The following is a 26,452-nucleotide window of genomic DNA, read 5'->3' as shown; positions in this document are numbered from 1 at the left end:
CTGATATAAGGGCCGCCAGGTTCAAGAGGTCTTTCTTCCCCTTGACCGGATCGACTTTCCCAGGCATCCTGCCCATGGAAAGGGGGGCGGGAGAGAGGATCCCAGGGCAGGCATGAGAGCAGTCGGTCAGGATTCCTCCCAAAAACCAGGCTCGTACAAGGAGAGAACGCCAATGGACCCAAGCGTCTTCAAATTTACAGGCATCCATCACCTGGCCCTGGCAACCCGGAACCTGGGAGCCACCATTCTTTTTTGGCGGGATCTTGTGGGGCTTCCCCTTTTTCTGGGTTTTGGAAGAAAGGGCTATCGCCAGTATTTTTTTTCCATTTCAGAAACCACGGCTCTGGCATTTTTTGAATGGTCTGAGGTGGAAGCCCTTGAAGAAAAGGATCATGGCGTACCGGTCAAAGGACCTTTTGGGTTTGACCATGTTTCCATCGGCATGGAGAGCGATGCGGACCTCGCCCGCATGAAGGCGAGGCTTGAAGCGGCGGGCATCTGGGTTTCCGAAGCCGTGGATCACGGGTTCATCCACTCCATCTATACCTTTGACCCCAACCATATTGCTGTGGAATTTTCCGTTCCCGTAAAGGATGTGGATCTGAGAGCCCATCCGGTGCTGGCGGAAAAAAATCCGCCTCCGCAGGTGGCCGAAGGCCCTTTGCCCCTTCATCACCGCTTTCCGGATCCGGAGAATATTCCGGAGCTGGTCCTTTACCCCGGAGAGGGAAAGGATGTGCTGGGTGGGTGAAAAAACAGATTCCGCATGTCTGTGCGGCCATGGACTTTAAAAACGTCTGAAAATCCCAGGCGCATTTTCTGGAAAATGCCTGGAAAAACAAAAACGTTTTTTGGGATTTTGTTTGGCATGTCCGATTTCACGCTTTTACTCTTCAAGAAGATTGCACTGTGGTGCCCGTCATGCTGAGGGCCTGGTTTTTTGCCCGCCTTTCGGGACTGCGCCGGGTGGGAATCTTTCCCGCGTTTGCGTTTGTGGCCCTGGGGTGTGCGACGCCTGCTCCTCCCCTGCCTCCTCTGGCACCCCCGCCGGATCCGCCTCTGGTGGCGACTCCGCCTTCAAAGGCCAAGGTTTGTGCTGAGACCGCAGCTTTCCCCTTTCCCTCCCAGCCTGCGGAAACAGAATCCAGGGCCTTGTTCCCATACGCAGTCCAGGCGGGTGTTTTTTCCAGCGGCGAACGTGCCGAGGCCTTTGCGGATTATCTGATCCGAAAAGGGGTGGATGCCTATGTCCTTCTGGATGAGGATCAGTATTATAAGGTGCGTTTTGGGATTTTTGATTCCAGAAAAAGCGCCCGTGAGTACGCCGAAACCCTCAGAAACCAGGATGTGCTGGAATCCTTTTTCATTGTCACGGCCTCTTCGGAGCCTCCTTCCCCTGATCTGCGCAGGCAGTTGCAGGTCCGGCTGGTGGAAACCGCCCAGGCTTTTATCAAGACGCCCTATCGTTGGGGGGGTACCTCTTCCAAAACGGGTTTTGATTGCAGTGGCCTGACCATGACAGTCTACCAGCTTCATGGCATGGAGCTGCCCCGCAGTTCCGCAGACCAGTTTCTGGCCGGAGACCCTGTGGGCCTTGACAGCCTGGAAAAGGGGGATCTGGTGTTTTTCAGTATCCGCAACCCCCGACGTATCGATCATGTGGGTATATACAGCGGTGATGGAAAATTCATCCATGCGCCGGGGAGAAACAAGCATATCCGTGAAGCGGCTTTGTCCGAGACCTATTTCAGATCCCGCTTTAAAGGTGCGCGCCGATATTTCTGAGCCGGAGTCCACCTCCGGCTTTTTCAAGTCCTCCTTGTTTTGTTTAGACCTTCCGGCAGATGAGCTCAGCCTGCCAGGTTTTCCCTTCCTTTTCAGAAGACATCTGTTCTGTACATTCTGTGATCCATGCCCTACATTCATTGCCTGAAAGCCTGAGAAGCCAAGGGGTTTCCGGATATCTATGCCCGCCTTTCATATGGAGAAACCATGCCCCCCAGAAAACACTTGAGCGACGCAGAACGTAATTTTTTTGAGCTGGTTTTTAAGGCCGGTATGACCAACCCTTTCAGTGATGCCAGGAGCGCTCTGGACGCATCCATCGCCGGTGTTTTTCCGGAAATGGAAAAGCAAGAACGCATCCGGCGCATGGTGGAGGAAGTTTCCCGGAAAATCGCCCTTCTGGAAAAGGAAGGGCGCGCCAGTCTGGACGCCTACGAAGGTCGGGATAAGGTCCTTTTGCGCACCACCTTTCTTTTCGAGCTTTTTTATACCTTTCGCAGAAAATTTGATGCCCTCATTGAAGCCCAGATGGAGGCGGGTGCAGGCCCTGTGCGCGTGCCTTTCACCAAAGAAGCCCTGGCTTTGCTGCAAAAACGGGGACTTAAAACCAAAAATACCTTTGAGCTGGCCTTCCAGCTCCGCCGGGCTTACCACTTCATTGATCGCAGTCTTCTGGGGCGCTCCATATCCATGAAGCGTTTCCGGGAAAGTCTTTGGAATAATGTTTTTACCCAGAGCCTTGACCTGTATGAACGTTATCTTGTGAACCGCATGGAAGATTTCTCCACCCTTATTCTCGGGGAAACGGGTACGGGCAAAGGCAGCGCTGCGGCGGCCATCGGAAGGTCTGGCTATATTCCCTTTGATGCGGAGAAAGAACGCTTTGTGGAAAGTTTCACCGTGGCATTTGTGCCACTGAACCTTTCCCAGTTTCCGGAAAGTCTCATGGAATCGGAGCTTTTTGGCCATAAGAAAGGCTCTTTCACAGGAGCTGTGGAAGATTTCAAGGGGGTTTTTGCCCGGTGTTCTCCCCATGGAGCTATTTTTCTGGATGAAATCGGAGAAATTTCCACTCCGGTTCAGATCAAACTCCTCCATGTTCTTCAGGAGAGAATCTTTTATCCCGTGGGCAGCCACGAGGCCCTGCGCTTCCATGGCCGGGTGATCGCCGCCACGAACAAAAGCCTTGGGGATCTGCGGGAAAGGGTTTTCAGGGATGATTTTTACTACAGACTTTGCTCGGATATCATCGTGGTTCCGCCCCTGCGCCAGCGTCTTCGGGAAGATCCGGGGGAGTTGGACGCCCTTTTAGCGCACACCGTGAATCGCCTGGTGGGGGTGCCGTCACCGGAACTGGCCTCCATGGCCAAAACCGCCCTTGTGCAACGGCTGGGGCCTGAATATCCCTGGCCTGGCAATGTGCGGGAGCTGGAGCAGGCGGTGCGCCGCATTCTGCTGACCTCCGCCTATGAAGGCGAGTCCCGCAGAAGGCCGGCATCTCTGGATGACCATATTCTGGAAGGCATTGCCACCGGCGCTCTTACGGCTCAGGAGCTTCTCATGGCCTATTGCGCCCGTCGCTATGAAGCTTCCCGAACCTATGAAGAAGTGGCCCGACAGACGGGGCTGGATCGGCGTACGGTGAAAAAATACGTGGATGGATGGAAGGCTCTTCAGGTCGCGCCCAGTCCCGGTTCCTGATGGGCCGCAAAAAATTCAGGCACGAGCAGGGGGGACAGGCTTTGGGGAACTTGCCATGCTTTGCAAAGACCTTGTGAATGGTGTATCGTTTTCTGCCATCTGAAGAGGCTTTTGAAGGCTTTCCCATGAAAACGTTCATAAGGAGGACATATGCAGGAATGGAAATGCGCGGTCTGCGGTTACAAGCATAAGGAGTCGGACCCTCCGGAGGCCTGCCCCGTCTGTGGTGCAAGCAAAGCCGTATTTGAGCCCGAAACCGCTTCTCCGGCCCAGGAAGCCGCAGGCCAGGCTGCAAAGGAGCCGGGTTCCGCCTCGCGCTGGCGATGTGCCGTATGCGGTTATGTCCATACAGAAGCTTTTCCCCCGGATACCTGCCCGGTCTGCGGCGCGGATCGCAGCGCCTTTGAACCTGGGGGGGAGGCCGGGGCTTCCTCCCAGGCAGGGGCGGAAACGGGAAGGGCAAAGGGCGCTTCCCTTGAAGAAGAACTTCGTTTCACGGTGAAAGATCATCCGAGGCAGTGGGTGGATGCGCAGATTCTTCGCCACCATGCCCATCCCATTTCCGTACACATCCCCAATGGGGTTTTGCCCATCGCCGTCTTCTTTGCCCTCATCGGCATGCTTTTCAATGCCCAGGCATTCAAACTGGCGGCCTACTTCAACCTGACCATGGTCTTTCTCGCCCTGCCCCTTGTGATTTATACAGGATATGTGGAGTGGCGGGATCGCTACAGATCCGCCATGACCAAGGTCTTTCGCACCAAAATGCTCTGTGCCGCTGTCACGGTGATCTGCGTCATCCTTCTGGTGGTCTGGCGAAGCTTCAGCGCTGAGGCCGGTGGTTTCTTCTATCTTCTGCTCCACCTCATCGCACTTGGAGCTGCGGGCATCGCCGGTCATCTGGGCGGTAAGCTGGTCTTTGGCAGGCGGGGCTGAGCCCTTTTTTCCCATGAACCAAAACCCCCCTGCTTTCCGGGAAGAGGAAGGCAGGGGGGTTTTTGAGTTTATGGCCGGAAAAATCGGCCTTGCAGAATGCGTCAGGATTGGCGATCTGGCAAAAGCCCATATCTTGGTATGAATCAGCGTCAGGCTTCCCCAGCGTTTGAATGGTGCGATCCTGGCGGTGTTTGTTCTGAAGGCGAAGACCCCTGAGGTTCTTTTGTGAACAGGAGGCTTCCCCAGCCCTTTTCCTTCCCAGCGCCCCTTTCCCGCAGAAGGGCCCCATAGGTACGGGCCACAAGCCCCATCTCCCCTTCCCGCATACCGGAGAGTACGAGGCCGCCTCCGGGGGCCAGGGCCTCTGCCAGCACCTCCGCCAGTTCCATGAGGGTAGGAGGTCTGAGGTTGGCGGCCACCAGGTCCCATTGATTTTCTGGCGACCAGAGAGCTTCCACGCGCACGGCATGGTCAAGGCCATTGAGACGCACATTCTCTTTGGCTTCGTGCACAGCCAGGGGGTCATTGTCCACGGCCAGGGCCTCGGCCATGCCATGGCGCACCGCTGTAAGGGCGAGGACGCCTGTGCCCGTTCCCACATCCAGCATGCGGCCGCCCGGCTTCACCATGGATTCAATGCCCTCAATGCAGAGTCGGGTGGTGGGATGGTCTCCGCTTCCAAAGCTGGCTCCGGGTAAAAGAATCACAGGCACCCGATCCGGAAGAGGAGAAACTCCGGGTGCCAGGAGCTGGGTCTTTTTGCCAAGGGCCAGGGGTTTTTGCCAGCCCCGTTGCACGCAGGTCCGACCATGGCGCACGAGATATGTGAGCTCGCCCTTTTCAACGAGAGATGTCAGCAGGCCTTGCAGGAGGCGTCGGGAGGCGCCGGTTGCAAGGCCCATTTCCCGCAGAAGCTCTGCCGGTGTCCAGGCATGCTCCGCATCCAGGACCCACTGCATCAGGGTTTCAGACAGGCTTTTTTCATCCATCCTCGCTTCCCTTCTTCAGGTCTTGTCTTTTGGCCGGGGGCAGGGCGCGCCATTGCCTGCTTCCCAGGTCCTGTTTTTTTTAAAAGCAGCAGAGGCCAGGAAACGCAGGGATTCCTGGCCTCTGGCCATGTAGTGGACAGCGAGTTTTTTTAGGGTTTCTGGAGATCCGGATTCTTGCCTTCACGGATGAGAAGATCTCTGTACCAGAGGGCAAAATCATACAAGCCCCGGATCCGGTCATCGTTGTTCACGATCCCGAGGGCCATCTCATAGGCCGCTTTGCCATAGGGTGTGGAAAACCGCTCATGGGGTCGGGTTTTGAGGAACTCCTGAATCAGGTCATGGGTGGTTCTGTGTGTGCCTTCGGTTCGGATATCAATGGGATCCTTGGGTTCGGCAAAGGGGTCCCACGCATCATACCCATCCTTCAGGATTTTCTGCTGTCCCCTTTTACCCATGCTGTCAAAGATGGCTTTTTTTCTCTGGGCAATTTCCTCCGGAGAAAAGGGAGGGGCTTCGGCTTTGGGTTTCGGGCCTTGCATCAGGCGTTCTCCTCTTTGCCTTCGGGCTTTTCCGGCGTGATGCCAAGATAGGTGTCATCATAATCGGTGAGCAGGGCCATGGAAAGGGGCACCAGCATCTCCGCCATGCGTGTATACCGGGTCTTCATGGCATCTACCATGTCCTTGGAAACCTGATAGAGCTTCTCGTGCAGGGCGTCCATGTTGACCGTGGGATAGGGTTTGCCCTGTTCAAATCCCGACATTCCGCAGGTGTGGCTGACTCCATTGCTGGAAGTGGGGATGCCGTACAAACGACAGGTAATGGGGCGGAAGGCGTAGAGCTCACAGGTGTCATCCTCTCCAAGCAGGGGACAGGGCACCCGCTCCATGGACATGCGACCCAGGATTTCCACTTCGGAAACGCCTTCGTCCCTGGCTTTTACAGCATCCTTCTTGATGCGGTAAATTTTTCTGTCCGCCCGGTTGGCGCGTTCCAGGATGGCGTGTTTTTTTGCTCCGGAAAAGGTTTCGGAAAATTTCTGGTTGATATAGAGGGCCTCCACCAGAGAAAGATCAAAGAGGGCATGGCAGCAATCCGAACAGCGGGTGGCACAGCGCACGGCCTCCGGATGCAACTCCCGGACCCGATTGAAGGCTTTTTCCGCTGAAGCCACCAGCACTTCATACTGTTTGAAAAATTGTGTGAAATCCATGGTATCCTTTCCTGCGGCAATCCTGGGATTGCCGGTTTTTTTGATTCAAAGCCCTACTCCTATAACACCCCCATGGGCCGTATTCAACCGAAGATCCGTGGCCGAGGGCACGGGGATTTATCCCAGAATCCCCCCTGGTGTTCCACGTGGAACCTTCCGGCCGCCTCCTTCATCGGGAGTCCGGCGTGGAGACTTGCGGAGGCTGGCAGGGACGCTGGGTCCCTGGGCCCTGTCCTCCGGGCTTTCTTCCGGGGTTCCACGTGGAACCTTCCGGCCCCCATCCCCATCCCATGTTTCACGTGGAACATTTCGGCGCTCCTCCCCCGCAGAAACTCCCCTGGGGACCTTGGCCAGCGGTTTGTCTTCGGAAGCGCTGCGCCCGGATTTTCGCGGAGCGCCATGGGAAGAAAGATTTTCTCGTCCGGCCTTTTTGTCCAGGCGCAGCCCCCTTCCCTCTCCCTGCCAGAAGTCTTCATTCCTGGCAGAAGAGGAGCCCGTAAATTCCTCCATTTCCAACGGATCCAGATCAGGCTCCTCCTGGTCCGAGGTGTCGTCATTTTCCCTCTGGGTATTCAGGGCCCCTTCCCAGTCTTCCTGGCCCTCCAGTTTTTGCCAGAAAACCCGTTTATCTCCATAGCGCATCCGCAGGGAAGCCAGATAAGCGGCATGGTCCGGAATCAGGCCATAGTTCTTGAAACGTTCATCCAGGCGGGCCAGAATGCCGCAATAGCCCACGGCCTTGACATAGGCCCGGAAACGGGCCTCTTCCAGAATGCCTTCCACCAGGGTTCGGTAACAGAGGATCTGGCCCAGGGTGGAATGGGCGGCTTCAAATTTTTCCTGAATACGCAAAACCGCCGTGTGGTCATAGGCGGTGAGATCTGCCTGCCTTTCCACAAGAAGGGTTTCCGCATCCGTCACAGCCCCTACGGAAAGGAGAAGATTAAGACCTGAATACAGGCTTGTGGTATGGCGAGCCGTTTCCGGTGCTGTGGCAAGAAAGGCCTCCCTTTCCTCGGGGTCACAGACATCCAGCAGGGCCAGCAGATACTCCGCAGAGGGCTGGGCCGCATAGCGTTCCCTGCGGATCTGGAAAAGCATTTCCCGATCGTCCATGGCGCCATACACCTGGTCCAGAAGATCCAGGCGCTCCAATTCCCGCTCTCCCCAGTCGCCGGTAAGCCAGGCCAAGGCCGCTTCAGGCCCCTCATAATCGAGGTAAGCCTGTACAATATCCCCAATCTGCCGGGGACTGGGTTCGGTCTGCACGAGGGTGACACTCTGGGCCATGAGCTCCGGATCTCGCAGGGCCTGGGAAAGATAACGAAGGCCCATGGCAAGGCGGTAGCGCCGCCATTCCCCTCCGGCATCCAGGGCCTTTTCCTCGGCATCCGCCAGCATGCGATCCGCAAGGAGGGCCAGTTTTTCCTGGGAAAGCAGGCGATCGCCATGGCGCATCAGATTGGCGCGTACGCCAAAGCGGTCTTTGAGGAAGTGAGCCAGAATTTTTTCTCCCCATGGCATTGCCAGTCCGCTCTTTGCCGCCAGGTCCAGCCAGAGATCACAGGCCTCGGAAAAAACCGCCTGCAAAGGCCCGCCGCCCTCTTCCAGCCCGTCCAGAATGCGGTCAAGGTCCAGAAAACGGTCCACCAGATCCAGAGCCACACCCGCATCCAAAGGTGCCATGAGAATTTCCGTATCCGACAGGAAGGCACGGAAATCCCTGGCAAGGGGAAACAGATCCCGAAAACCCAGGGCTTCGGGAAGGGCATGAAAACTATCCAACCGGGCTTTGAGGCTTTCGGAAAGCATGGCTGCATCCGATGAAAGAAAAAGGGCCTCCACCCGTTCCCGGATCCGGGTGTCCTTTTCCGCAAGATCCGTGAGAAAACGATTGACCGTTTCCAGGTTCAGAATCGAAAGATCCCGTTTGACGTTCTTTCCCCCTGGCATGGCCCTTGTTTCATCATGCATGCTGCTCCCCCTTTTTTTGCGCTCCCATCCCCAAGGCTCCTCCCGCATTTTTTTCACAATCCGGGAACTTGCCATAATGGTTCCTGAACCGTTTTTTTTCAAGGGCCTTCTTGCGGACCTGGGTCTTGGGAAGGGCCTTGGATTCACATCCGCCCTTTACATGCTGCCAAGAATCCTGACAAGATCCATGCAGAGATCCTTCTTCCGTTTTTTACCTGCAGACCTGGATGGGGTCAGGCCTGGGGGCGGGGTGAACCAGAAATGAAAAAAGGGCCGTCCGGATGTCTCAGGGGTTCTTCCGGGCCCCGGATTTCCGGGTCTCAGCGCATAAAAAAGGTCGCCCCCAGGGTACATGGCACACAAGATGCAATTTCCTGGCATGAATTCAAAAACAGGAATTTTCCCGTAAAGGAGGGTGTTATGGAACAGAAATATCTCATTGCCATGGATGGTTCCGGGCCTTCCATGGTCACCGCCCATTATGCGGCCGCGATGTTGCCCAAGGAGGGCTCGGAAATTGTTCTTTTCCTTGTGGAGTTTGATATCCCTGAATCTTTCTGGGACATCTACCCGGAACCCGAAACCCGGCTTTACAAAGAAAGCATGGTGGAGTGGGCCGGTCGGCAGAGCAAGAGTTTTGCAAGCAGCCTGGAGATGGCGCGTAAGGTTTTTATCAACGCAGGCTTTCCTGAAAAAGCGGTGACCATCAAAATGCAGCGGAGAAAAACAGGCATCACCCGGGATATCGTGGCCGAGAGTCTGGATGGGTATGCGGCGGTTTTTGCAGGGCGCAAGGGATTTTCCAATCTTTCCCGTCTGCCAGTGGGCAGCATTGCCCGTAAGCTTGTGTCGCGGATCCAGAATCTCCCCCTCGTTCTTGTGGGAGACAACCCCGAAACCCGGCATGTGCTCATCGGGTTTGATGATTCCCACGGATCCAGGCGTTGTCTGCATCTGGCCGCAGATCTTTTTGGGGGAAGGGACAAGCAGTTCCATATCCGCCATGTGGCCCGCAGTATTGGGGGGTTTTCCGGTCTCTCGGCGGAAGAGGCAGAAGGGGGAAGCACGGCTCAGGCGGAACAGGAGTACGCCCGCAAGCTGAAAATCGAGCCTGCCCTGGCCCAGGCGGCCCAGTTGCTCCAGGAAAAGGGCGTGGCTTCGGAAAACGTGGATACAGGCATCATCCATGGATATGTGAGTCGTTCCCTGGGGCTCATTGATACAGCGGAAAGGGAAAAATGGGGAACCCTGCTGGTGGGGCGTCGGGGGCTTTCCCGGATCCAGGATTTTCTCATTGGAAGGGTGGGGGAAAAGCTCGTGGAAATGGCCAGGGAACAGACCGTGTGGATCATTTCCTGACCGTGGGTAAATCCGTGATATGTGCTGTTCCCCAGGTTCTGGCATCCATGGAAAGGGGTTTTAGGGGCTGAAGCGGGCAAAGGCATCGGCGCTGGCCAGGCCGTCCATGGCGGCAGAGGCGATACCGCCCGCATACCCTGCTCCTTCTCCGCAGGGAAAGAGCCCTCTTACCCCAGGGTGCATGCGGGTCTCAGGATCCCTTGGGATACGGATGGGCGCACTGGTGCGGGATTCCACGCCAAGGAGGGTTGCTTCTTCTGTGAGAAAGCCCCGGTATTGGCGGCCCAGAATCCGGAGCCCTTCGCTGAGGGCTTCGGAGACCACGGGCGGTAGCCAGGCATGGAGAGGTGCGGAATAGGCTCCGGGAATGTAGGCGGTTTCTGGAAGAGAAGCGGAGAGCCGGGCCGCCACAAAATCCGTTGCCCGTTGGGCCGGGGCTTCTTGGCTGCCATTGCCGCCGCGGAACATGGCGGTCTCCACCCGCCTCTGAAAATCCAGGGCGCAGAAGGGATTTTCAGAGGGGTCTTCTTTGAGGTCGGAAAGGCGGATTTCCGTAACAAGCCCTGCATTGGCAAAAGACCCCCCACGCTCGGCAAAGCTCATGCCATTTAACACCAGTTCGCCGGGGGCCGTGGATGCGGGAACCACATATCCGCCCGGACACATGCAGAAAGAAAAGACCCCCCTGCCTGTGGCCTGGCAGGTGAGCCGGTATTCCGCTGGCGGCAGATTTCTGTGCCGGGGTGAAGCCCCATAAAAAATGGCGTCCACCGCTGCCTGGGGATGTTCAATGCGCACACCCATGGCAAAGGGTTTGGCTTCCACCCGGATTCCTCTGGCATGGAGCATGGCATACACATCCCGCGCAGAATGGCCTGAGGCGAGGATGAGGCCCTCGCCCGCCACCCGCATCCCATCTTCCAGAATCACAGATCTGAACTGACCGTTTTCAAGCATGAGATCCCGGACAAAGGCCCCGAAGCGCACCTCCCCGCCTGCGGACACAATGGCTTCCCGCATGGCTTTCACAATGCCGGGGAGCCGGTTGGAGCCCAGATGGGGATGGGCTTCCACGCGGATGGATTCTTTGGCGCCGAAGGCGCAGAAAAGATCCAGCACCCTTCGCATATCTCCCCTTTTGGTGGATCGGGTGTGCAGTTTGCCATCCGAATAGGTGCCTGCTCCGCCTTCGCCAAAACAGTAGTTTGAATGGGGATTGACAATTCCCTTGTACAAAGCCTTGATGTCAAATCGGCGGGTGCGCACATCCTTTCCCCGCTCCAGCACAATGGGGCGGATGCCATGCTCCAGAAGCCGTAAGGCCGCAAAATACCCCGCAGGCCCTGCCCCCACAATCACAGCCCTTCTGTCGGAAAGGGAGGCGGGCTCAAAGCCCCGGAGGGTTTCAAGGGGAGGGCTTTCACCTTCCCAGCATTCGATGCGCAGCACAAAAACAGGATTTCTGCCCCGTGCATCCAGGGATTTTTTGGCGATACGCCAGTCAAAACGCTGGGGGGCGCTGGGCTTGGCCTGGGTGAGAATTCTGTGGTGAAGTTTTTCTCTGTCTTCAATTTCTTCCGGAGATACCCGGATTTCAAAGGATTTCATTTGGCATCTTTCGTTAAGCGGGCCTTCTTTTGGGGGCCAGGCCCGCTTCCTGGGGCTTTTGGGTATGATGTGAAGGTTATCTCAGGCGCGGTTTTGTCTTTTTAAGGCCAGAGTCCAGACCACTCTTTTCTTCCATATATCGCAGCCAGATTTCCCTGACCCCTTGCCGGAGTTTTTCAAAACGTCCCTGGGGAACCAGGGAGGGCTCGTTCTGAAGGTTTTTCCGGTGTACAGCCACACGCAGCAGAAGGAAGGCGCTGCGCAGGAAGGTGGCTTCTTCGGGCCGCATCACGCCGGTTTCAGAGAGGGTTTCCAAAATACGGATATTGTCCGTCCAGCGGGTGAGGGCCGGTGCCCTGTGGGCATGGGCCAACACCATGTACTGCACGAGAAACTCGATGTCCACAATGCCGCCTGGATCCTGTTTGAGATCAAAAAGACCGGCCTCTGGCCGGGGATGGGCTTGCCTTAATTTTTCCCGCATTTCCCGGATGGCTTCCCGGAGAATTTTCGGATCCCGTCTGACACAGAGGATTTCATGGCGAATGGCCGCAAAACGGTCGGCCAGATGATGGTTGCCGCAGATGGCGCGTGCCCGCACCAAGGCCTGGTGCTCCCAGGTCCAGGCCTGGCGGCGCTGGTATTCGCCAAAGGCCGAAACGGGAACCACGAGAATGCCGGAATTGCCGTCCGGCCGCAGGCGCAGGTCCGTTTCATAGAGGCTTCCAGCCCTTGTATGGGCTTTGAGGCAATGGATCACCCGTTGGCCCAGCCGGGTGAAGAACTGGGCGGATCCCAAGGGTTTTTCTCCCCCTTCCGTAAAACCTTCCGTGTCTTCATGGAGAAAGACAAGGTCCAGGTCCGAACCGTACCCCAGTTCCAATCCTCCGAGCTTGCCATAGGCGATGACGGCAAAACCCCAGCCTTCAATGGGTTCTCCCCTGGCATCCAGAGGTCTGCCATGGCGGTGCACCAGTTCCTGATGGGAAAAATCCACAATTTCTGAGACCACGCTTTCGGCAATTTCCGTGAGCCGGTCGCTCACCTTCATGAGGGGAAATTCGCCGGTCACATCCGCAGCCGCCACCCGCAGAAGACCGGATTGCTTGAACACGCACAGGGTCTCCAGCCGCGCTTCCAGGTCTTCAGGGTCAAGGCCCTCCATCCGACGACGGATGTCTTCTTGCAATTCCTCACGGTCCGGAGGCTGGTACAGGGTTCTGGGATCGAGCAGTTCATCGAGAAGTACGGGATGACGGGAAAGAAAATCCATGATCCAGGGGCTGGCATTGGCAAGGCGTACGAGATGGTTCAGGGCTGATGGGTGTTCCAGAAAAAGGGAAAAATACGTGCTTCTGCGCTGCACAGCGCGCAGCAGATCCAGAATGCGATCCAGGGCTTCTTCCGGATTTTCTCCCTTTGCACAGGATTCGAGAAGAAGGGGCATGAGGGTATCCAGTCGTTTTTTTCCCTCAGCGCTCATGGCCTGGTTCAAAAGCCCTTCGCGGAAATAATCGAGCTTGCGGAAAGCGGCTTCCGGATTTTTGTATCCGGCCTGGGCCAGAAGGCCCGTGGCGCTGTCTGGGTCCATATGCCTGTTTTTCCACAGGGCCGCCATGGGCCGGAGAATTTCCCTCCCCTCTTCCTCCACCGCGAGAAGGCCCCGGAAGTGGGTATGCACCCGCATGCGGTGGACATCCAGGGCTTTCAGGAAAAATTCCCAGGTTTCAAATCCCATGGCTGCGGCAAGCGCTTTGCGCGCGGCATTCTCCTGGGGCAGCCGGTGGGTCTGGCGATCTTCCCAGGCCTGAATGCGATGTTCCGTGTGGCGGAGAAAATAATAAGCGGCCTTCAGATCTTCCCGTGTGCTGGCAGGGATCAGGCGAAACCGGGTAAGGGTTTCAAGGATTTTCAGAATTTCCCGCTCCTGAAGTCCCGGCACCACGCCTCCCCGGAGGAGCTGGAAGGCTTGTCCGAAAAATTCGATTTCCCGGATGCCGCCGGAGCCGGTCTTGATATTGTCCGCCATCCCCTTTTTGCGGATTTCCACCATGATGGACTGCTTCATTTCCCGTAAGCTGTCAAAAACTCCGAAGTCGAGGTAGCGGCGGAAAACAAAGGGTTTCAGCCGCTGAAGCAGCTCCCTGCCCTGGTGGGGATTTCCCGATATGGGGCGGCATTTGATCAGGGCGTAGCGTTCCCATTCCCGTCCCTGGGTCTGATAATAAAACTCCATGGCGTCAAAGTGCATGACCATGGGACCGTTTTCCCCAAAGGGCCGGAGCCGGAGATCCACCCGGAAAAGGGGACCGCCCGTATTGCCGCTGAAAACGGCGGTGAGTTTACGCCCCAGGCGGGTGAAGAAGGTCTCATTGGCAATCACATCCGGGCCCGTTGTTTCTCCGGGCTCGGGATAGGCGTAGATCAGATCGATATCCGACGAAAAATTCAGCTCCCCTGCCCCAAGCTTGCCCATGGCCAGGACCACCAGACGCTGGGGGCTACCGGACTCCTCGCCCAGGGGCTCGCCGTGGAGGGAGATCATTTTTCTGTGCAGCCAACAGGCCGCCGCATCCACCACCGCCTCTGCGAGGGTTGAAAGGGAGCAAAGGGTTTCGGCCAGGGACGCCCGGCCGGAAAGATCCCGGAAGCAGATGGCCATCATGCGGATATGGCGGACCTTTCTTAAGAGGAGGGAGAGGCTTGCTTCAGAATCGGCCTTGGCCACGGCCCTTTCCACCGTATCCCGCACACAGGGGGGGGGGCCTGTCAGAAGATTCTCATCCCTGAGGTGGATCAGAAGATCCGCATCCAGTCGCAATCCCCTTGCGAAAAAATCACTCATGGCGGCTACCCGGCACAGATCCTGAAAAACATCCTCTGGCCAGAGGTGTCGGGAGGCCTTCAGGCAGGCAAGGGTCTCCGGATGCCGCTCCGTCAGGAGGGCGAGCAGATCTTCCGAGACCCGGGGGGCTGGGGTTTTTGTGCTTTCCCCCCCCCTGCTTTCCGTTTCCATACTTTTGTTCATCCCTACCCACCTTTTCCTTTTCCTGTCAGGCTATGATGCAGCCAGGCGTTCCTTTGGGCCAGAGGTTTTCCGGGAAAGGACGCCTGAGGATGCCCCTGTTTGCTCTGGTCCGTTGGGACTCCTTGCGGATTCCATGCCAGAGGTCTTAATAGTGCACAGCCAGCCAGAGGGTTTCCACTCCGGCCTCTGTCCATTCCACCCGATGCAGGGTATGGGCGGGAATATGAAGATAGTCGCCCGTCTCCAGGATTACCGTGGTATCCGGATCTTTGAAACGTATGGACGCACGTCCCTGCATCACAAGGACAAATTCGTTTCTTTTCTGATCATACCAGAAACCTTCAGGGGAGGCATGGGCGCAGGAAACAATCCTTTCAATGCTAACCCCCTTTTCCTCAACAAGGGTTTCAAAGATTTCCTTTTCAGGCCGAACAGGAATGTTCTGGAAAAACGAAGCTTTCATGGGATCAGCTCCTTAGGCTGGGGGTATCCGGTGGTTTTTTTCGGGGTGGGGCTTCTGGCGTTCAGGGTGGCAGAAGAAGGAGTTAAAAAGCAATTTTTCTTTTAAAATAAAAGGTTTTTGTGCCATGATCCTTTCATGCCTCATTTTTCAGGAATGCCAGTTCCTTAAAGATTACATTTTTGTGATCCGTATCACAAAAATCGTGGTATTTGCAAAAAAAGAAACCCATGCATCCCGTAAAAGAAATCCGAAAACAGAGGGTGCTCTTATGGCAAGCTATTGTCTTTATTAAGTAATGATAAATAAATTGGAGCTTGTATGTTTTTGGCACCTTTTGTGCATTATGTCCTGGAGTCAGGCAGGACCTGGAAAAGACAAGGCCCAAGGAGGCCTTTTCCATGTAAGGAGACGCAAGCATGTGCCGTTTATTTGCCGTAAGCAGTGACACCCCCCTTTCTCCCATGAAGGCCCTGGAAGCCCTGGACACCATGCGGGAAGGCCACGACGGCTCCGGCGTGGGCCTTTTCCTGAGGGATCTGGGCGGCCCCCTTGCAGCAGTCAAGGGCAGCCCCATCCTTTCGGGCATTTTCACGGAAGCGGGTTTGAAAAAACTCGATGCCCTGATGATGGACATCGGGTTCATGACCAAATACCGAATGGGCATCCGCCTTCCGGCCACCCCGCCTGCGGGCACGCCAAAGCGGGATATCTACCTCATCCGGGCCTACGATTATCCCAGTGCCTGGGAAACTCTTTCTGAAACGGAAAAGCACCGCCGTCTCATGGAAACCCGCCTCCGGCTCCGGAAGATGGGCGAGGCCGAGGGCGATATGATCGTCTTTTCCTTCTGGCCCGACGTGGTCATGATCAAGGAGATCGGTGATCCCCTCACCGTGGGCCGGTATCTGGATCTCGACCGCCATGGCCTCACCGCCCGCGTCATTCTGGCCCAGGGGCGGCAGAACACCAATTATGCCATCAATCTCTATGCCTGCCATCCCTTTTTCCTGGAAGGCTACGCCACCATGACCAACGGGGAGAACACGGCCTTCATTCCCGTAAAAGAGTTTTTGGAATCCCGGGGCTTTGAGGGCTACATGGGCTTTCAGTCGGACTCCGAGGTCTTTGTCCATATCCTTCATTATATGGAGCGTTTTCTGGATCTGCCCCTGGAAGCCTACAAGCACATCATCACTCCCCTTCCCGATGCAGCGCTTACGGCCCACCCCAACGCAAGGCTTCTGCGCACCCTTAAGCAGAGCTGCCGCAAGCTCATCATTGACGGGCCCAACTGCGTCATCGGCAGCCTGCCGGACGGCAGTGTATTCATGGCCCAGGACAGCAAGAAGCTCCGCCCCGGATTCGTGGGCGGCAAGCCCGGCATCTGGGGATTTTCCTCGGAAGTCTGCGGCCTGGACACGGTGATCCCGGATCGGGACAAAACCAAGGATTTTCAACCCATGCACCTGGATATGGCCGTGGTGGGCCCGGATCGCAAGGAGGTTACGGTATGTCGGCAAACGGACAGATTATCCCGTCAAGTTTAAGCATCAGCGACCTGCCCTGGCAGATCCGCTGGAATCAGGACAAATGCACCCTCTGCGGCAGCTGCACGGCCGTCTGCCCGGTGAACGCCATTGAGCTGGGGGTTTTTCGCAAACGGGAAATCACGGCAGGTCTCGGCCTTGCGGAAAAACCCGCCTCCTCCCAGACCATCCGCTACGGCATCCGTCAGCGCACCAGCCCCGCCTATGCCTGTGTGGGCTGCGCCATGTGTTCCATGGTCTGCCCCAATGATGCCATTCTTCCGGAAAGAAACGATGGCGGGGACAAGCTGCGTTTTCATATCAATCAGGGCGGGCAGCCGAGAAGCCGGGGCGGTCGGCGCAACGATCCCGCAGGGCTTCTCGATCAGATCAAGTTCATCCGCATCTCCATGCTCACGGACCCGGCGCTGGATGCCGGTCGCCATACCTTTGAGCTGAACACCCTGCTGGGCCGGGTGCTGGAACCCAGAGATGCCCTGAAACATCAGCGGGAGCATGGCTGGATGCCGCCCGTGCGGGAGATCTACCCTCTGGTCATCGGCGGCATGAGTTTCGGCGCCCTTTCTCCTCCCATGTGGGAGGGGCTTCAGATGGGGGTGGCCTACCTCAACGAAGAGCTGGGCATGCCTGTCCGCATGTGTACGGGCGAAGGCGGATGCCCGCCCCGGCTGCTCCGCTCCCGCTTCCTCAAATATGTGATTCTTCAGATTGCCTCCGGCTATTTCGGCTGGGATGAAATCATCCACGCCATTCCGGAAATGAAGGAAGATCCCTGCGCCATTGAGATCAAGTACGGCCAGGGGGCCAAGCCCGGAGACGGGGGGCTTCTCATGTGGCACAAGGTGAACAAGCTCATCGCCGCCATCCGGGGGGTTCCCGAACGGGTGAGTCTGCCCAGCCCGCCCACCCATCAGACCCAGTATTCCATCGAGGAATCCGTGGCCAAAATGATCCAGAGCATGAGCATGGCCTGGGGCTTCCGGGTGCCGGTCTATCCCAAGATTTCCGCCACCTCCACCACCCTTGCCGTACTGAACAACCTCACCCGCAACCCCTATGCCGCAGGCCTTGCCATTGACGGGGAAGACGGGGGCACAGGGGCCGCCTACAACGTGTCCATGAACCACATGGGCCATCCCATTGCCTCCAGTCTGCGGGATGCCTACTTAAACCTCGTGAAGGTGGGCAAGCAGAACGAGATTCCCCTCTTTGCCGGAGGCGGGGTGGGCAAGAACGGCAACCTCGCGGCCAACGCCGCAGCCCTCATCATGCTGGGCGCTTCGGGCATCCAGACGGGAAAATACATCATGCAGGCTGCGGCAGGATGCCTCGGCTCCGAGCAGGACCGCTGCAACATCTGCAACATCGGCCTCTGCCCCAAGGGCATCGCCTCCCAGGACCCGCGCATCTTCCGCAGGCTGGATGCGGAAAAGGTGGCGGAACGGGTAGTGGATCTGTATCTGGCCTTTGACATGGAACTGAGAAAGATTCTCGCCCCCCTCGGCCGCTCCACCTCCCTGCCCATCGGCATGTCCGATGCTCTGGGCATCAACGATTTCCATGCGGCCGAACGCCTCGGCATCCGCTATGTGGTGTAGGAGGAAACCATGCAGAAAACCAAAACGCTTATCATAGAAGGTAAAGACAGCGACGGTATCCGCATTGAGTCGCGGCTTCTCGAAGAACATGTGCAGGAAGCCGTGGAGGCGGGCATCCGCAGCCTCGAAATCCTGGCCGCAGGTCAGCACGGCATTGGCGGCAGGCTCTGGAAAGCATCTGAAACGGTGCGCATCCGGGTGAAGGGCACGCCGGGCCAGCGCCTGGGCAGCCTTGGGTATCCCAACACGGAAATCGAGGTGATGGGGCCCGCCTCCGAAGACACGGGCTGGCTCAACGCCGGAGCCAGCATCCTCATCCACGGAAACGCGGGCAACGGCACCTGCAACGGCATGGCCCAGGGCAGGGTCTGGGTGGCGGGTTCCGTGGGCTCCCGCAGCATGACCATGACCAAGCGCAACCCCCGCTTTGCCCCGCCGGAACTCTGGGTGCTGGGGTCCGCAGGGGACTTTTTCGGAGAATTCATGGCGGGCGGCAGGGCCGTGATCTGCGGATGGCAGCCCCAGAATCCGGACAACATCCTGGGCCACAGGCCCCTCGTGGGCATGGTGGGCGGTCAGGTCTTCTTCCGGGGGCCCATGGCGGGTTTCAGTCAGGCCGATGCCCGCATGGCGGTGATCGAGGAGGAAGACTGGCTCTGGCTCAAAAAGGGTCTTTCCGAATTTCTCCTGAAAATCAAAAAGCCCGAACTCTACGACAAACTGGCCATACGGGAAGACTGGCAGTGCCTTGTGGCGCGGTCTCCCATGGAAAAGCGGGAAGTGGCCCGCCGTTCCATGGCAGATTTCCGCAAAGGCATCTGGGACGGGGAGCTGGGCAAGGGCGGGCTCATCGGCGATCTTTCGGATCTGGACATGAGTCCCCTTCCCCTCATCACCACAGGGGAGATGCGGCGCTTCATTCCTGTCTGGGAAAACCGGAAATTCAAGGCCCCCTGCGAAGGCACCTGCCCCACGGGTATTCCCGTGCAGCAGCGCTGGCAGCTCATCCGGGATGGCCGTATGGACGAGGCCGTGAACATGGCCTTAAGCTACACCCCCTTCCCTGCCACGGTCTGCGGCTATCTCTGCCCCAACCCCTGCATGGGAGCCTGTACGCGGGGAAGTGCCCTCATGGCCCCTGTGGATGTTCGCCCCCTGGGCCGGGCTTCCATTGCCGCAATTCTGCCCGTTTTTCCCGCCCTTTCCGGCAAGAAGATCGCCGTCATCGGCGGGGGGCCTGCGGGCATTTCCGTGGCCTGGCAGCTTCGGGCCAAAGGTCATGAGGTGGTGGTGCTGGATCAGAGCAAGGAGCTGGGCGGCAAGATGCGCTCGGTGATTCCCGAGTCCCGTATCCCTAAGGAGGTGCTGGATAAAGAGCTGGAGCGGGCTGCATCGGTGCTTCCCCATATCCACATCAAACAGCCCCTCACCCGCAAGGATGTGGAGCGGCTCCGGGCGGATCACGATTATGTGATTCTTGCCACGGGCGCATCCAGACCGAGACTGCTTCCCGTAGAAGGCGGAGAGCGTCAGATCTCTTCCCTGGAGTTTCTGGAAAAGGCCAAGGCCGATGCCATCCGTCCCGGTAAAAACGTGGTGATCATCGGTGCGGGCAATGTGGGCTGTGACGTGGCCACAGAAGCCAAACGACTGGGAGCGGAAAGCATTCTCCTCATCGACATCCAGAAGCCTGCGGCCTTTGGCGTGGAACGGGATGAGGCGGAAAAGGCCGGAGCCGTATTCCGCTGGCCCTGCTTTACACGGGCCTTCACCAAAAAGGGCGTGCTGCTGGAGGACGGAGAGCTGATTCCCGCTGATACCATCGTCACGGCCATCGGGGATGCGCCTGTGCTGGATTTTCTGCCGGAAAGCGTGCTGGTGGAAAAGGGGCGGGTTATGGTCAATGAATACGGTCAGACCACAGACCCGAGGATTTTTGCCATCGGCGACATGGTGGGCCAGGGCCTTATCACCGATGCCATCGGTGCGGGCCGGAAGGCGGCCCAGGCCATCTGCGACATGGCCGCAGGTCGGCTTCCGGAAATGGACTCCCGGGACATTCTCAAGCTGGAGCGGGTGCATCTGGAATATTTTGACCCCAGGGTTCCGGCCAAAGAAGAGCTGGGCGGCTGCGGTTCCCAGTGTGCTTCCTGCGGCAGCTGCCGGGACTGCGGCATCTGTGTGGCGGTCTGCCCCAGGGGAGCCATAGCAAGGAAAGAGGAAAAGGCCGGGGGCTTTGCCTATGAGGTGGATGCCAACCGCTGCATTGCCTGCGGGTTCTGCGCCGGAGCCTGTCCCTGCGGGGTCTGGGATCTGCATCCCGCAGTCCCTCTGGCCTGATCCTGCCTCTCCCTTTGGGCTGGGCTTTACCCACAATTTTTATCAAGCCTGTTGAGTTGCAAAAATGTAGTTTTGAGGGTGTCCCAATGCTCTTTTTCCCTCACTTTCCTTAAAGACCTTAAAGACCTTAAAGTCCTTAAGGTCATTAAGGTTCTTAACGACAATATTCACGACCGGCCTCAGCGCCATAAAGGAGCAGGTAGGGCAGACACAATCTGCACCTGCGAATGAATTGTGCAGCCTCTGTTTTGTAGGAGCAGGCCCCCGTGCCTGCCCTTCCGACCTCATCCCTTTGGTTTTTTATATTTTTTCGATAAAAACATTTTCATGCTTTACATGGAAAAGATCCGGTGCTAACTATCACAGGTTTTTATTTACGGCATGACCGCATCCACCCGAACATATTTTTCCTGTAAAAAATGGCGCGTTTTCCCGTCCGGGAGAGCTGCGCCGTTTCCACGCAAGGGGGTTCCATGAAAGCGATTCTCGCCCTGGAAGACGGCCGCGTCTTCTCCTGCCGGAGTTTTACCGGCGCGGGGGAAGTGGGCGGCGAGGCGGTGTTCAACACCAGCATGACCGGGTACCAGGAGGTGCTCACAGACCCTTCTTACAGGGGACAGATGGTCACCATGACCTATCCCCTCATGGGCAATTACGGCGTGAACCCCGAAGATGTGGAGTCCGACCGCATCCAGGTTTCGGCTTTCATCGTCAGGGAGTACCAGGATTTTTACAGCAACCACCGCGCCACCTCTTCTCTGGCCGCCTATCTGAAATCCCAGGGCGTGATGGGCATTGAAGGGCTGGATACCCGCGCCCTCACCCGGCATCTGCGGGAAAAGGGAGCCATGCGGGCCGTGATTTCCACACGGGAAAGCGATGCCGCCCTTCTGGTGGCCCGCGCCAAAGCCCTGCCTTCCATGGCGGGTCTGGATCTGGCCAGGGAAGTTTCCACCGAAATTCCCTACTTCTGGCGGGAAGGACGGCGCATTCCCGTGGACGCTTCCAAAAAACCGGATGCCTCCCTCTGGCGGAAAAACCGGGCCCATACGGTGGTGGCCTTTGATTTTGGGGTGAAGTACAACATCCTGCGCTCCCTTGAGGCCGCAGGCTTTGAGGTGCTGGTACTGCCCGCCGCCACACCTGCGGCCACGGTAAAGGCCCTGAACCCGGACGGCATCTTTCTTTCCAACGGCCCCGGAGACCCCGAGCCCGTTACCTATGCCGTGGAAACCATTCGGGAACTTCTCGGTTTCAAGCCCATCTTCGGCATCTGCCTTGGCAACCAGCTTCTGGGTCTTGCCATGGGAGGCAAAACCTTCAAGCTGAAATTCGGCCACAGGGGCGGCAACCAGGCCGTGCGCAACGAGGCCACGGGCCGGGTGGAAGTGACCAGCCAGAACCATGGCTTTGCCGTGGATATTACCACCCTGGACCCTGACCTTGTCACCGTCACCCATGTGAACCTCAATGACGGCACCCTGGAAGGCTTCCGCCACAACCATCTTCCCGTCTTTACGGTGCAGTATCACCCCGAAGCCGCCCCCGGCCCCCATGATGCCCACTATCTCTTCAGGGATTTTTCTGAAATGGTGGCGGAATGGAAAAAAGAAAAAAGGGGTTTAACAAAAGGGGTCTGACCCCTTTTATCAATACGGAGAAGACTTCCATGCCCAGAAGGACGGATATCCATAAAATCATGATCATCGGCGCAGGCCCCATCATCATCAGCCAGGCCTGCGAATTTGACTACTCCGGCACCCAGGCCTGCAAGGCTCTGCGGGAAGAAGGCTACGAGGTGGTGCTGGTAAACTCCAACCCCGCCACCATCATGACAGACCCGGAAACGGCGGATCGCACTTATATCGAGCCCGTAACCCCGGAAACCGTGGCCCGCATCATCGAAAAGGAAAGACCGGATGCCATTCTGCCCACCCTGGGCGGACAGACAGGCCTCAACACGGCCTTAAGCCTTGCCCGCATGGGCGTTCTCGAAAAATACAAGGTCGAGATGATCGGTGCCTCCATAGAGGCCATTGAAAAGGCCGAAGACCGGGAGCGCTTCCGGGATGCCATGAACAAAATCGGGCTGCGTATCCCCAGAAGCGGCTTTGCCCACACCCTGGATGAGGTGCGCCGCATCGGAGAGGAAATCGGCTTTCCCATCATCGTGCGTCCGAGCTTCACCCTGGGCGGTACGGGCGGGGGCGTGGCCTACCACATGGAGGAGCTGGAAAGAATCGCCAAGGCCGGGCTGGATGCCAGCCACATCACCCAGGTCATGCTGGAGGAATCCGTTCTCGGATGGAAGGAATACGAGCTGGAGGTGGTGCGGGACAGGGCCGACAACGTGGTCATCATCTGCTCCATTGAAAACATCGACCCCATGGGCGTACACACGGGGGACTCCATCACCGTGGCACCGGCCCAGACCCTGTCCGACCGGGAATATCAGGTGATGCGGGATGCGGCCATTGCCATCATCCGGGAAATCGGCGTGGATACGGGCGGCTCCAACGTGCAGTTTGCCGTGAATCCGGAAAACGGGGACATGATCATCGTGGAGATGAACCCAAGGGTGTCCCGCAGCTCGGCCCTGGCCTCCAAGGCCACGGGCTATCCCATTGCCAAGATCGCGGCCAAGCTCGCCGTAGGCTACACCCTGGATGAGCTGAAAAACGACATCACCGGCGAAACCCTTGCCGCCTTTGAACCCACCCTCGATTACTGCGTGGTGAAGATTCCCCGCTGGACCTTCGAGAAATTCCCGGAAAGCCCGGACGTGCTCTCAACGGCCATGAAGAGCGTTGGCGAAACCATGTCCATTGGCCGCACCTTTAAGGAAGCCCTGCAGAAAGCCCTGCGAAGCCTTGAAATCGGCCGCTTCGGTCTTGGGGCCGATGGCCGGGACATTGAGGATCTGGAAGGAAGAAAGCCCACCCAGGCGGAACTCTACCACAAGCTTGCCACCCCCAATTCCCGCCGCCTCTTCTACGTCCGGGAAGCCTTCCGCCAGAAAATGAGCGTGGAGGCCATCCATGAACTGACCGCCATCGACCCCTGGTTTCTCCATCAGATTCGCCAGCTGGTCTCCTTTGAGGAAGAAATCCGGGCTGCGGGAAGCGCCATGGACAGAGAGTTTCTTTTAAAGACCAAGGAAATGGGCTTTTCCGACGTACAGATCGCCTGGCTGACGGGAGTGAAGGAAAAGGACATTGCGGCAAGGCGCAAAGCCATGAACCTTGCGCCCGTGTATAAGCTTGTGGATACCTGTGCTGCGGAATTCCGGGCCGCCACGCCCTACTACTATTCCACCTGGGAAGAGGAGTGCGAAGCCAGGGTATCGGAAAAAAAGAAGGTGATGATCCTCGGCGGCGGTCCCAACCGCATCGGTCAGGGCATAGAGTTCGATTACTGCTGTGTCCATGCGGCCTTTGCCCTGAGGGAGCTTGGGGTGGAATCCATCATGGTGAACTCCAACCCGGAAACCGTTTCCACGGATTACGACACATCGGACAAGCTCTATTTTGAACCCCTCACCCGGGAAGACGTGCTGCACATCATTGAGAAGGAAAAACCCGACGGGGTTATCGTGCAGTTCGGCGGTCAGACACCGCTCAACCTTTCCGTGGCCCTCCATGCCGAAGGCGTGCCCATCCTCGGCACCCAGCCCGAAAGCATTGACCGGGCCGAAGACCGGGAGCTTTTCCAGGCCATGCTGCACAAGCTCGGCCTGCGGCAGCCGCCCAACGGCACGGCCACCAGTGTGGAAGGAGCCCTGAAGGTGGCCCATACCATCGGCTATCCCGTGGTGGTGCGGCCTTCCTATGTGCTGGGTGGCAGGGCCATGAAAATCGTGTATGACGATGAGGCCCTGATTTCCTTTACCCGCCTTGCCATGGAGGCCTCCCCCGGCCACCCCGTACTCATCGACAAATTTGTCTCCGATGCGGTGGAGCTGGATGTGGATGCCATCAGCGACGGCGAAACCACGGTAATTGGCGGCATCATGGAACATATCGAGGAAGCGGGCGTACATTCCGGAGACTCGGCCTGTGTCCTGCCGCCCTACAGCATCAGCGCCGCCATGATCGAAGAAGTGACCCTTGCCACCAAGGCCATGGCAAAAGAGCTGAAGGTGGTGGGCCTCATGAACGTGCAGTACGCCATTCAGGAAAACACCCTCTACGTACTGGAGGTGAATCCCAGGGCTTCGCGCACCATTCCCTTTGTGAGCAAGGCCACGGGCATTCCCCTGGCCAAACTCGCCACACGGGTGATGCTGGGAGAAAAACTTATCGATATGGGCTTCACAAAAGAGGTGATTCCCCTTCATTATTCCGTGAAGGAAGTGGTGCTGCCCTTTGACCGCTTCCCCGAGGTGGACACCCTGCTCGGCCCTGAAATGAAATCCACGGGCGAGGTCATGGGGATGGACAGGGATCTCGGCATGGCCTTTGCCAAGGCCATGTTCGGTGTGGGTCAGAAAATTCCCTCTTCGGGCTGCGTCTTCATCAGTGTGAAGGATGCGGACAAGCCTGCGGCTTTAAAACTTGCCAAAGAGTTTGCCTCTTTGGGCTTTTCCATTACCGCCACCCGTGGAACCTCTGCCTGGTTTAAGGAAAATGGCGTGGAAAACCGCATGATCAAAAAGGTTTCCATCGGCCGACCCCATGTGGTGGACGCCATTAAAAACGGAGAAATCCAGCTCATTGTGAACACGGCCAGCAACGACACCCGCATTCAGGAGGACGGCTACCAGATCCGCAGGGCGGCCCTCCAGTTCAAGGTACCCTACACCACCACCATGGCGGGAGCCCGATCCATCCGCCATGCCGTGACGGTCTTGCAGCAGGGTGCGCCGGATGTCCGCAGCCTGCAGGAATACCATTCTTAATCCCCCTCTCCCAATGGGAAGGAAGAAAAACAGCCATCCTCAAGGCCCCCTCTCCCTCTGGGAGAGGGTTGGGGTGAGGGTATAATTTCAGAAAAATTCAAACCCAAATAAGGCACGATACCACTAAGGAAAAACGCCATGACCTGCCATCGCCCAAAGGAAGCCTGTGGAATCTTCGGTGTTCATCAGCATCCGGATGCCGCCCAGCTCTGTTATTTCGGACTCTACGCCCTGCAGCACAGGGGCCAGGAAAGCGGCGGCATCGCCGTCAGCCGGGATAAAACCATCCTCTGTCACAAGGGCATGGGGCTGGTTCCGGACATCTTTGAAAAACAGGACATCCTCACCCTTGGCGGTGGCACGGGCATCGGCCATGTACGCTACTCCACCACGGGCGGCTCCCACCTGGTGAACGCCCAGCCCTTTGTGGTGCAGCACAAGGGCAGGCAGTATGCCCTTGCCCACAACGGCAACCTCGTCAATGCCCATATCCTGAAACGGGAACTGGAGGATGAGGGTTCCATCTTTCAGACCACCATGGACTCGGAAATTGCCATCCATCTTTTCATCAAAAACCTGAAAAATGCCACCCTGGAAGAGGCCCTGTGCCGCACGGCCTTGGGGCTGGAAGGGGCCTACGCCTTTGTGGCCGCCACCAGCCACGGAGAGCTCATCGGCATGAAAGATCCCAACGGCTTCAGGCCCTTATGTCTCGGAAAACTCAACGGCCGCTATGTGCTGGCCTCGGAAACCTGTGCGCTGGATCTCGTGCAGGCAGAGTTCATCCGGGAGCTGGATCCCGGTGAGATTGTCATCATCCATGAGGACGGCATCCGCTCCTTCAATCCCCATCCCGCACCCAAAAGACATTTCTGCATTTTCGAATACATTTATTTCGCCCGGCCGGATTCCACCATCTTTGAAAAGAATGTCTATGAAACCCGCAAGGCCCACGGCAGGGCTTTAGCCCTGGAGGCACCGGTCAAGGCCGATCTTGTCATGCCCTTTCCC

Annotated in this window: 18 protein-coding genes; 11 read left to right on the top strand and 7 right to left on the bottom strand. The window is 57.5% G+C overall.

Annotated elements, in window-relative coordinates:
* The first annotated feature begins 172 nt into the window (after positions 1–172).
* The 4 genes from RBR60_RS11370 (at position 173) to RBR60_RS11355 (ending at position 4,422) form a co-directional block, all read left to right on the top strand.
* A complete protein-coding gene (locus RBR60_RS11370; RefSeq protein WP_320356836.1) occupies positions 173–751 on the top strand; it encodes a VOC family protein in 579 nt (192 codons plus the stop codon).
* Between the two features lie 170 nt (positions 752–921).
* The gene (locus RBR60_RS11365; protein ID WP_320356856.1) at positions 922–1,785 is read left to right on the top strand and encodes a C40 family peptidase; all 864 of its coding nucleotides are present in this window, start codon (positions 922–924) and stop codon (positions 1,783–1,785) included.
* A gap of 207 nt (positions 1,786–1,992) precedes the next feature.
* Entirely contained in the window at positions 1,993–3,486 is a 1,494-nt protein-coding gene (locus RBR60_RS11360) for a sigma 54-interacting transcriptional regulator (RefSeq protein ID WP_320356835.1), read from the top strand.
* Between the two features lie 150 nt (positions 3,487–3,636).
* Complete coding sequence (locus RBR60_RS11355) at positions 3,637–4,422, top strand: rubredoxin-like domain-containing protein (RefSeq protein ID WP_320356832.1); 786 nt, start codon at positions 3,637–3,639, stop codon at positions 4,420–4,422.
* A 149-nt stretch (positions 4,423–4,571) separates the two neighbouring features.
* On the opposite strand, the gene RBR60_RS11350 is transcribed toward RBR60_RS11355, so the two are convergent.
* The 4 genes from RBR60_RS11350 to RBR60_RS11335 form a co-directional block, all read right to left on the bottom strand.
* On the bottom strand, positions 4,572–5,411 hold the full coding sequence (locus RBR60_RS11350; protein WP_320356830.1) for a 50S ribosomal protein L11 methyltransferase: 840 nt from the start codon (positions 5,409–5,411) through the stop codon (positions 4,572–4,574).
* A 149-nt stretch (positions 5,412–5,560) separates the two neighbouring features.
* Complete coding sequence (locus RBR60_RS11345) at positions 5,561–5,953, bottom strand: hypothetical protein (protein ID WP_320356828.1); 393 nt, start codon at positions 5,951–5,953, stop codon at positions 5,561–5,563.
* Positions 5,953–6,627 (bottom strand): YkgJ family cysteine cluster protein, encoded by a 675-nt coding sequence (locus RBR60_RS11340; RefSeq protein WP_320356826.1) that lies wholly within the window; start codon positions 6,625–6,627, stop codon positions 5,953–5,955. Before RBR60_RS11340 ends, RBR60_RS11345 begins: the two co-directional genes overlap by 1 nt.
* Positions 6,628–6,744: 117 nt before the next feature.
* Entirely contained in the window at positions 6,745–8,601 is a 1,857-nt protein-coding gene (locus tag RBR60_RS11335; RefSeq protein WP_320356824.1) for a DUF6880 family protein, read from the bottom strand.
* A gap of 420 nt (positions 8,602–9,021) precedes the next feature.
* On the opposite strand from RBR60_RS11335, the gene RBR60_RS11330 reads away from it, so the two are divergent.
* Positions 9,022–9,960, top strand: coding sequence for a universal stress protein (locus tag RBR60_RS11330; RefSeq protein WP_320356822.1), 939 nt, complete (start codon positions 9,022–9,024; stop codon positions 9,958–9,960).
* Positions 9,961–10,020: 60 nt separating this feature from the next.
* Here the strand turns inward: RBR60_RS11330 and RBR60_RS11325 are convergent, their stop codons facing one another.
* The 3 genes from RBR60_RS11325 to RBR60_RS11315 form a co-directional block, all read right to left on the bottom strand.
* Entirely contained in the window at positions 10,021–11,568 is a 1,548-nt protein-coding gene (locus tag RBR60_RS11325) for an NAD(P)/FAD-dependent oxidoreductase (RefSeq protein WP_320356821.1), read from the bottom strand.
* A gap of 76 nt (positions 11,569–11,644) precedes the next feature.
* The gene (gene glnE, locus RBR60_RS11320; RefSeq protein WP_320356819.1) at positions 11,645–14,596 is read right to left on the bottom strand and encodes a bifunctional [glutamate--ammonia ligase]-adenylyl-L-tyrosine phosphorylase/[glutamate--ammonia-ligase] adenylyltransferase; all 2,952 of its coding nucleotides are present in this window, start codon (positions 14,594–14,596) and stop codon (positions 11,645–11,647) included.
* A 145-nt stretch (positions 14,597–14,741) separates the two neighbouring features.
* Positions 14,742–15,059, bottom strand: a complete 318-nt coding sequence (locus RBR60_RS11315; protein WP_320356817.1) for a cupin domain-containing protein — start codon at positions 15,057–15,059, stop codon at positions 14,742–14,744.
* Between the two features lie 416 nt (positions 15,060–15,475).
* On the opposite strand from RBR60_RS11315, the gene RBR60_RS11310 reads away from it, so the two are divergent.
* The 6 genes from RBR60_RS11310 to RBR60_RS11285 all read left to right on the top strand — a co-directional run.
* On the top strand, positions 15,476–16,606 hold the full coding sequence (locus RBR60_RS11310; RefSeq protein WP_320356816.1) for a glutamate synthase: 1,131 nt from the start codon (positions 15,476–15,478) through the stop codon (positions 16,604–16,606).
* Entirely contained in the window at positions 16,570–18,204 is a 1,635-nt protein-coding gene (locus RBR60_RS11305) for a glutamate synthase-related protein (RefSeq protein ID WP_320356814.1), read from the top strand. Before RBR60_RS11310 ends, RBR60_RS11305 begins: the two co-directional genes overlap by 37 nt.
* A gap of 9 nt (positions 18,205–18,213) precedes the next feature.
* Positions 18,214–20,544 (top strand): FAD-dependent oxidoreductase, encoded by a 2,331-nt coding sequence (locus tag RBR60_RS11300; protein ID WP_320356812.1) that lies wholly within the window; start codon positions 18,214–18,216, stop codon positions 20,542–20,544.
* A gap of 473 nt (positions 20,545–21,017) precedes the next feature.
* Entirely contained in the window at positions 21,018–22,184 is a 1,167-nt protein-coding gene (gene carA / locus RBR60_RS11295) for a glutamine-hydrolyzing carbamoyl-phosphate synthase small subunit (RefSeq protein ID WP_320356810.1), read from the top strand.
* Positions 22,185–22,213: 29 nt separating this feature from the next.
* Positions 22,214–25,441: a carbamoyl-phosphate synthase large subunit gene (carB, locus tag RBR60_RS11290; protein ID WP_320356807.1), complete on the top strand. Its 3,228-nt coding sequence runs from the start codon at positions 22,214–22,216 to the stop codon at positions 25,439–25,441.
* Between the two features lie 138 nt (positions 25,442–25,579).
* On the top strand, positions 25,580–26,452 hold an 873-nt coding region (locus RBR60_RS11285), incomplete at its 3' end, for an amidophosphoribosyltransferase (RefSeq protein ID WP_320356805.1).

This window comes from Desulfobotulus sp. (genome assembly GCF_034006065.1).
Taxonomy (GTDB): Bacteria; Desulfobacterota; Desulfobacteria; order Desulfobacterales; family ASO4-4; genus Desulfobotulus.
Note: the sequence above shows the minus strand (reverse complement) of the source record. Positions and strands in the feature narration are given on the sequence as shown.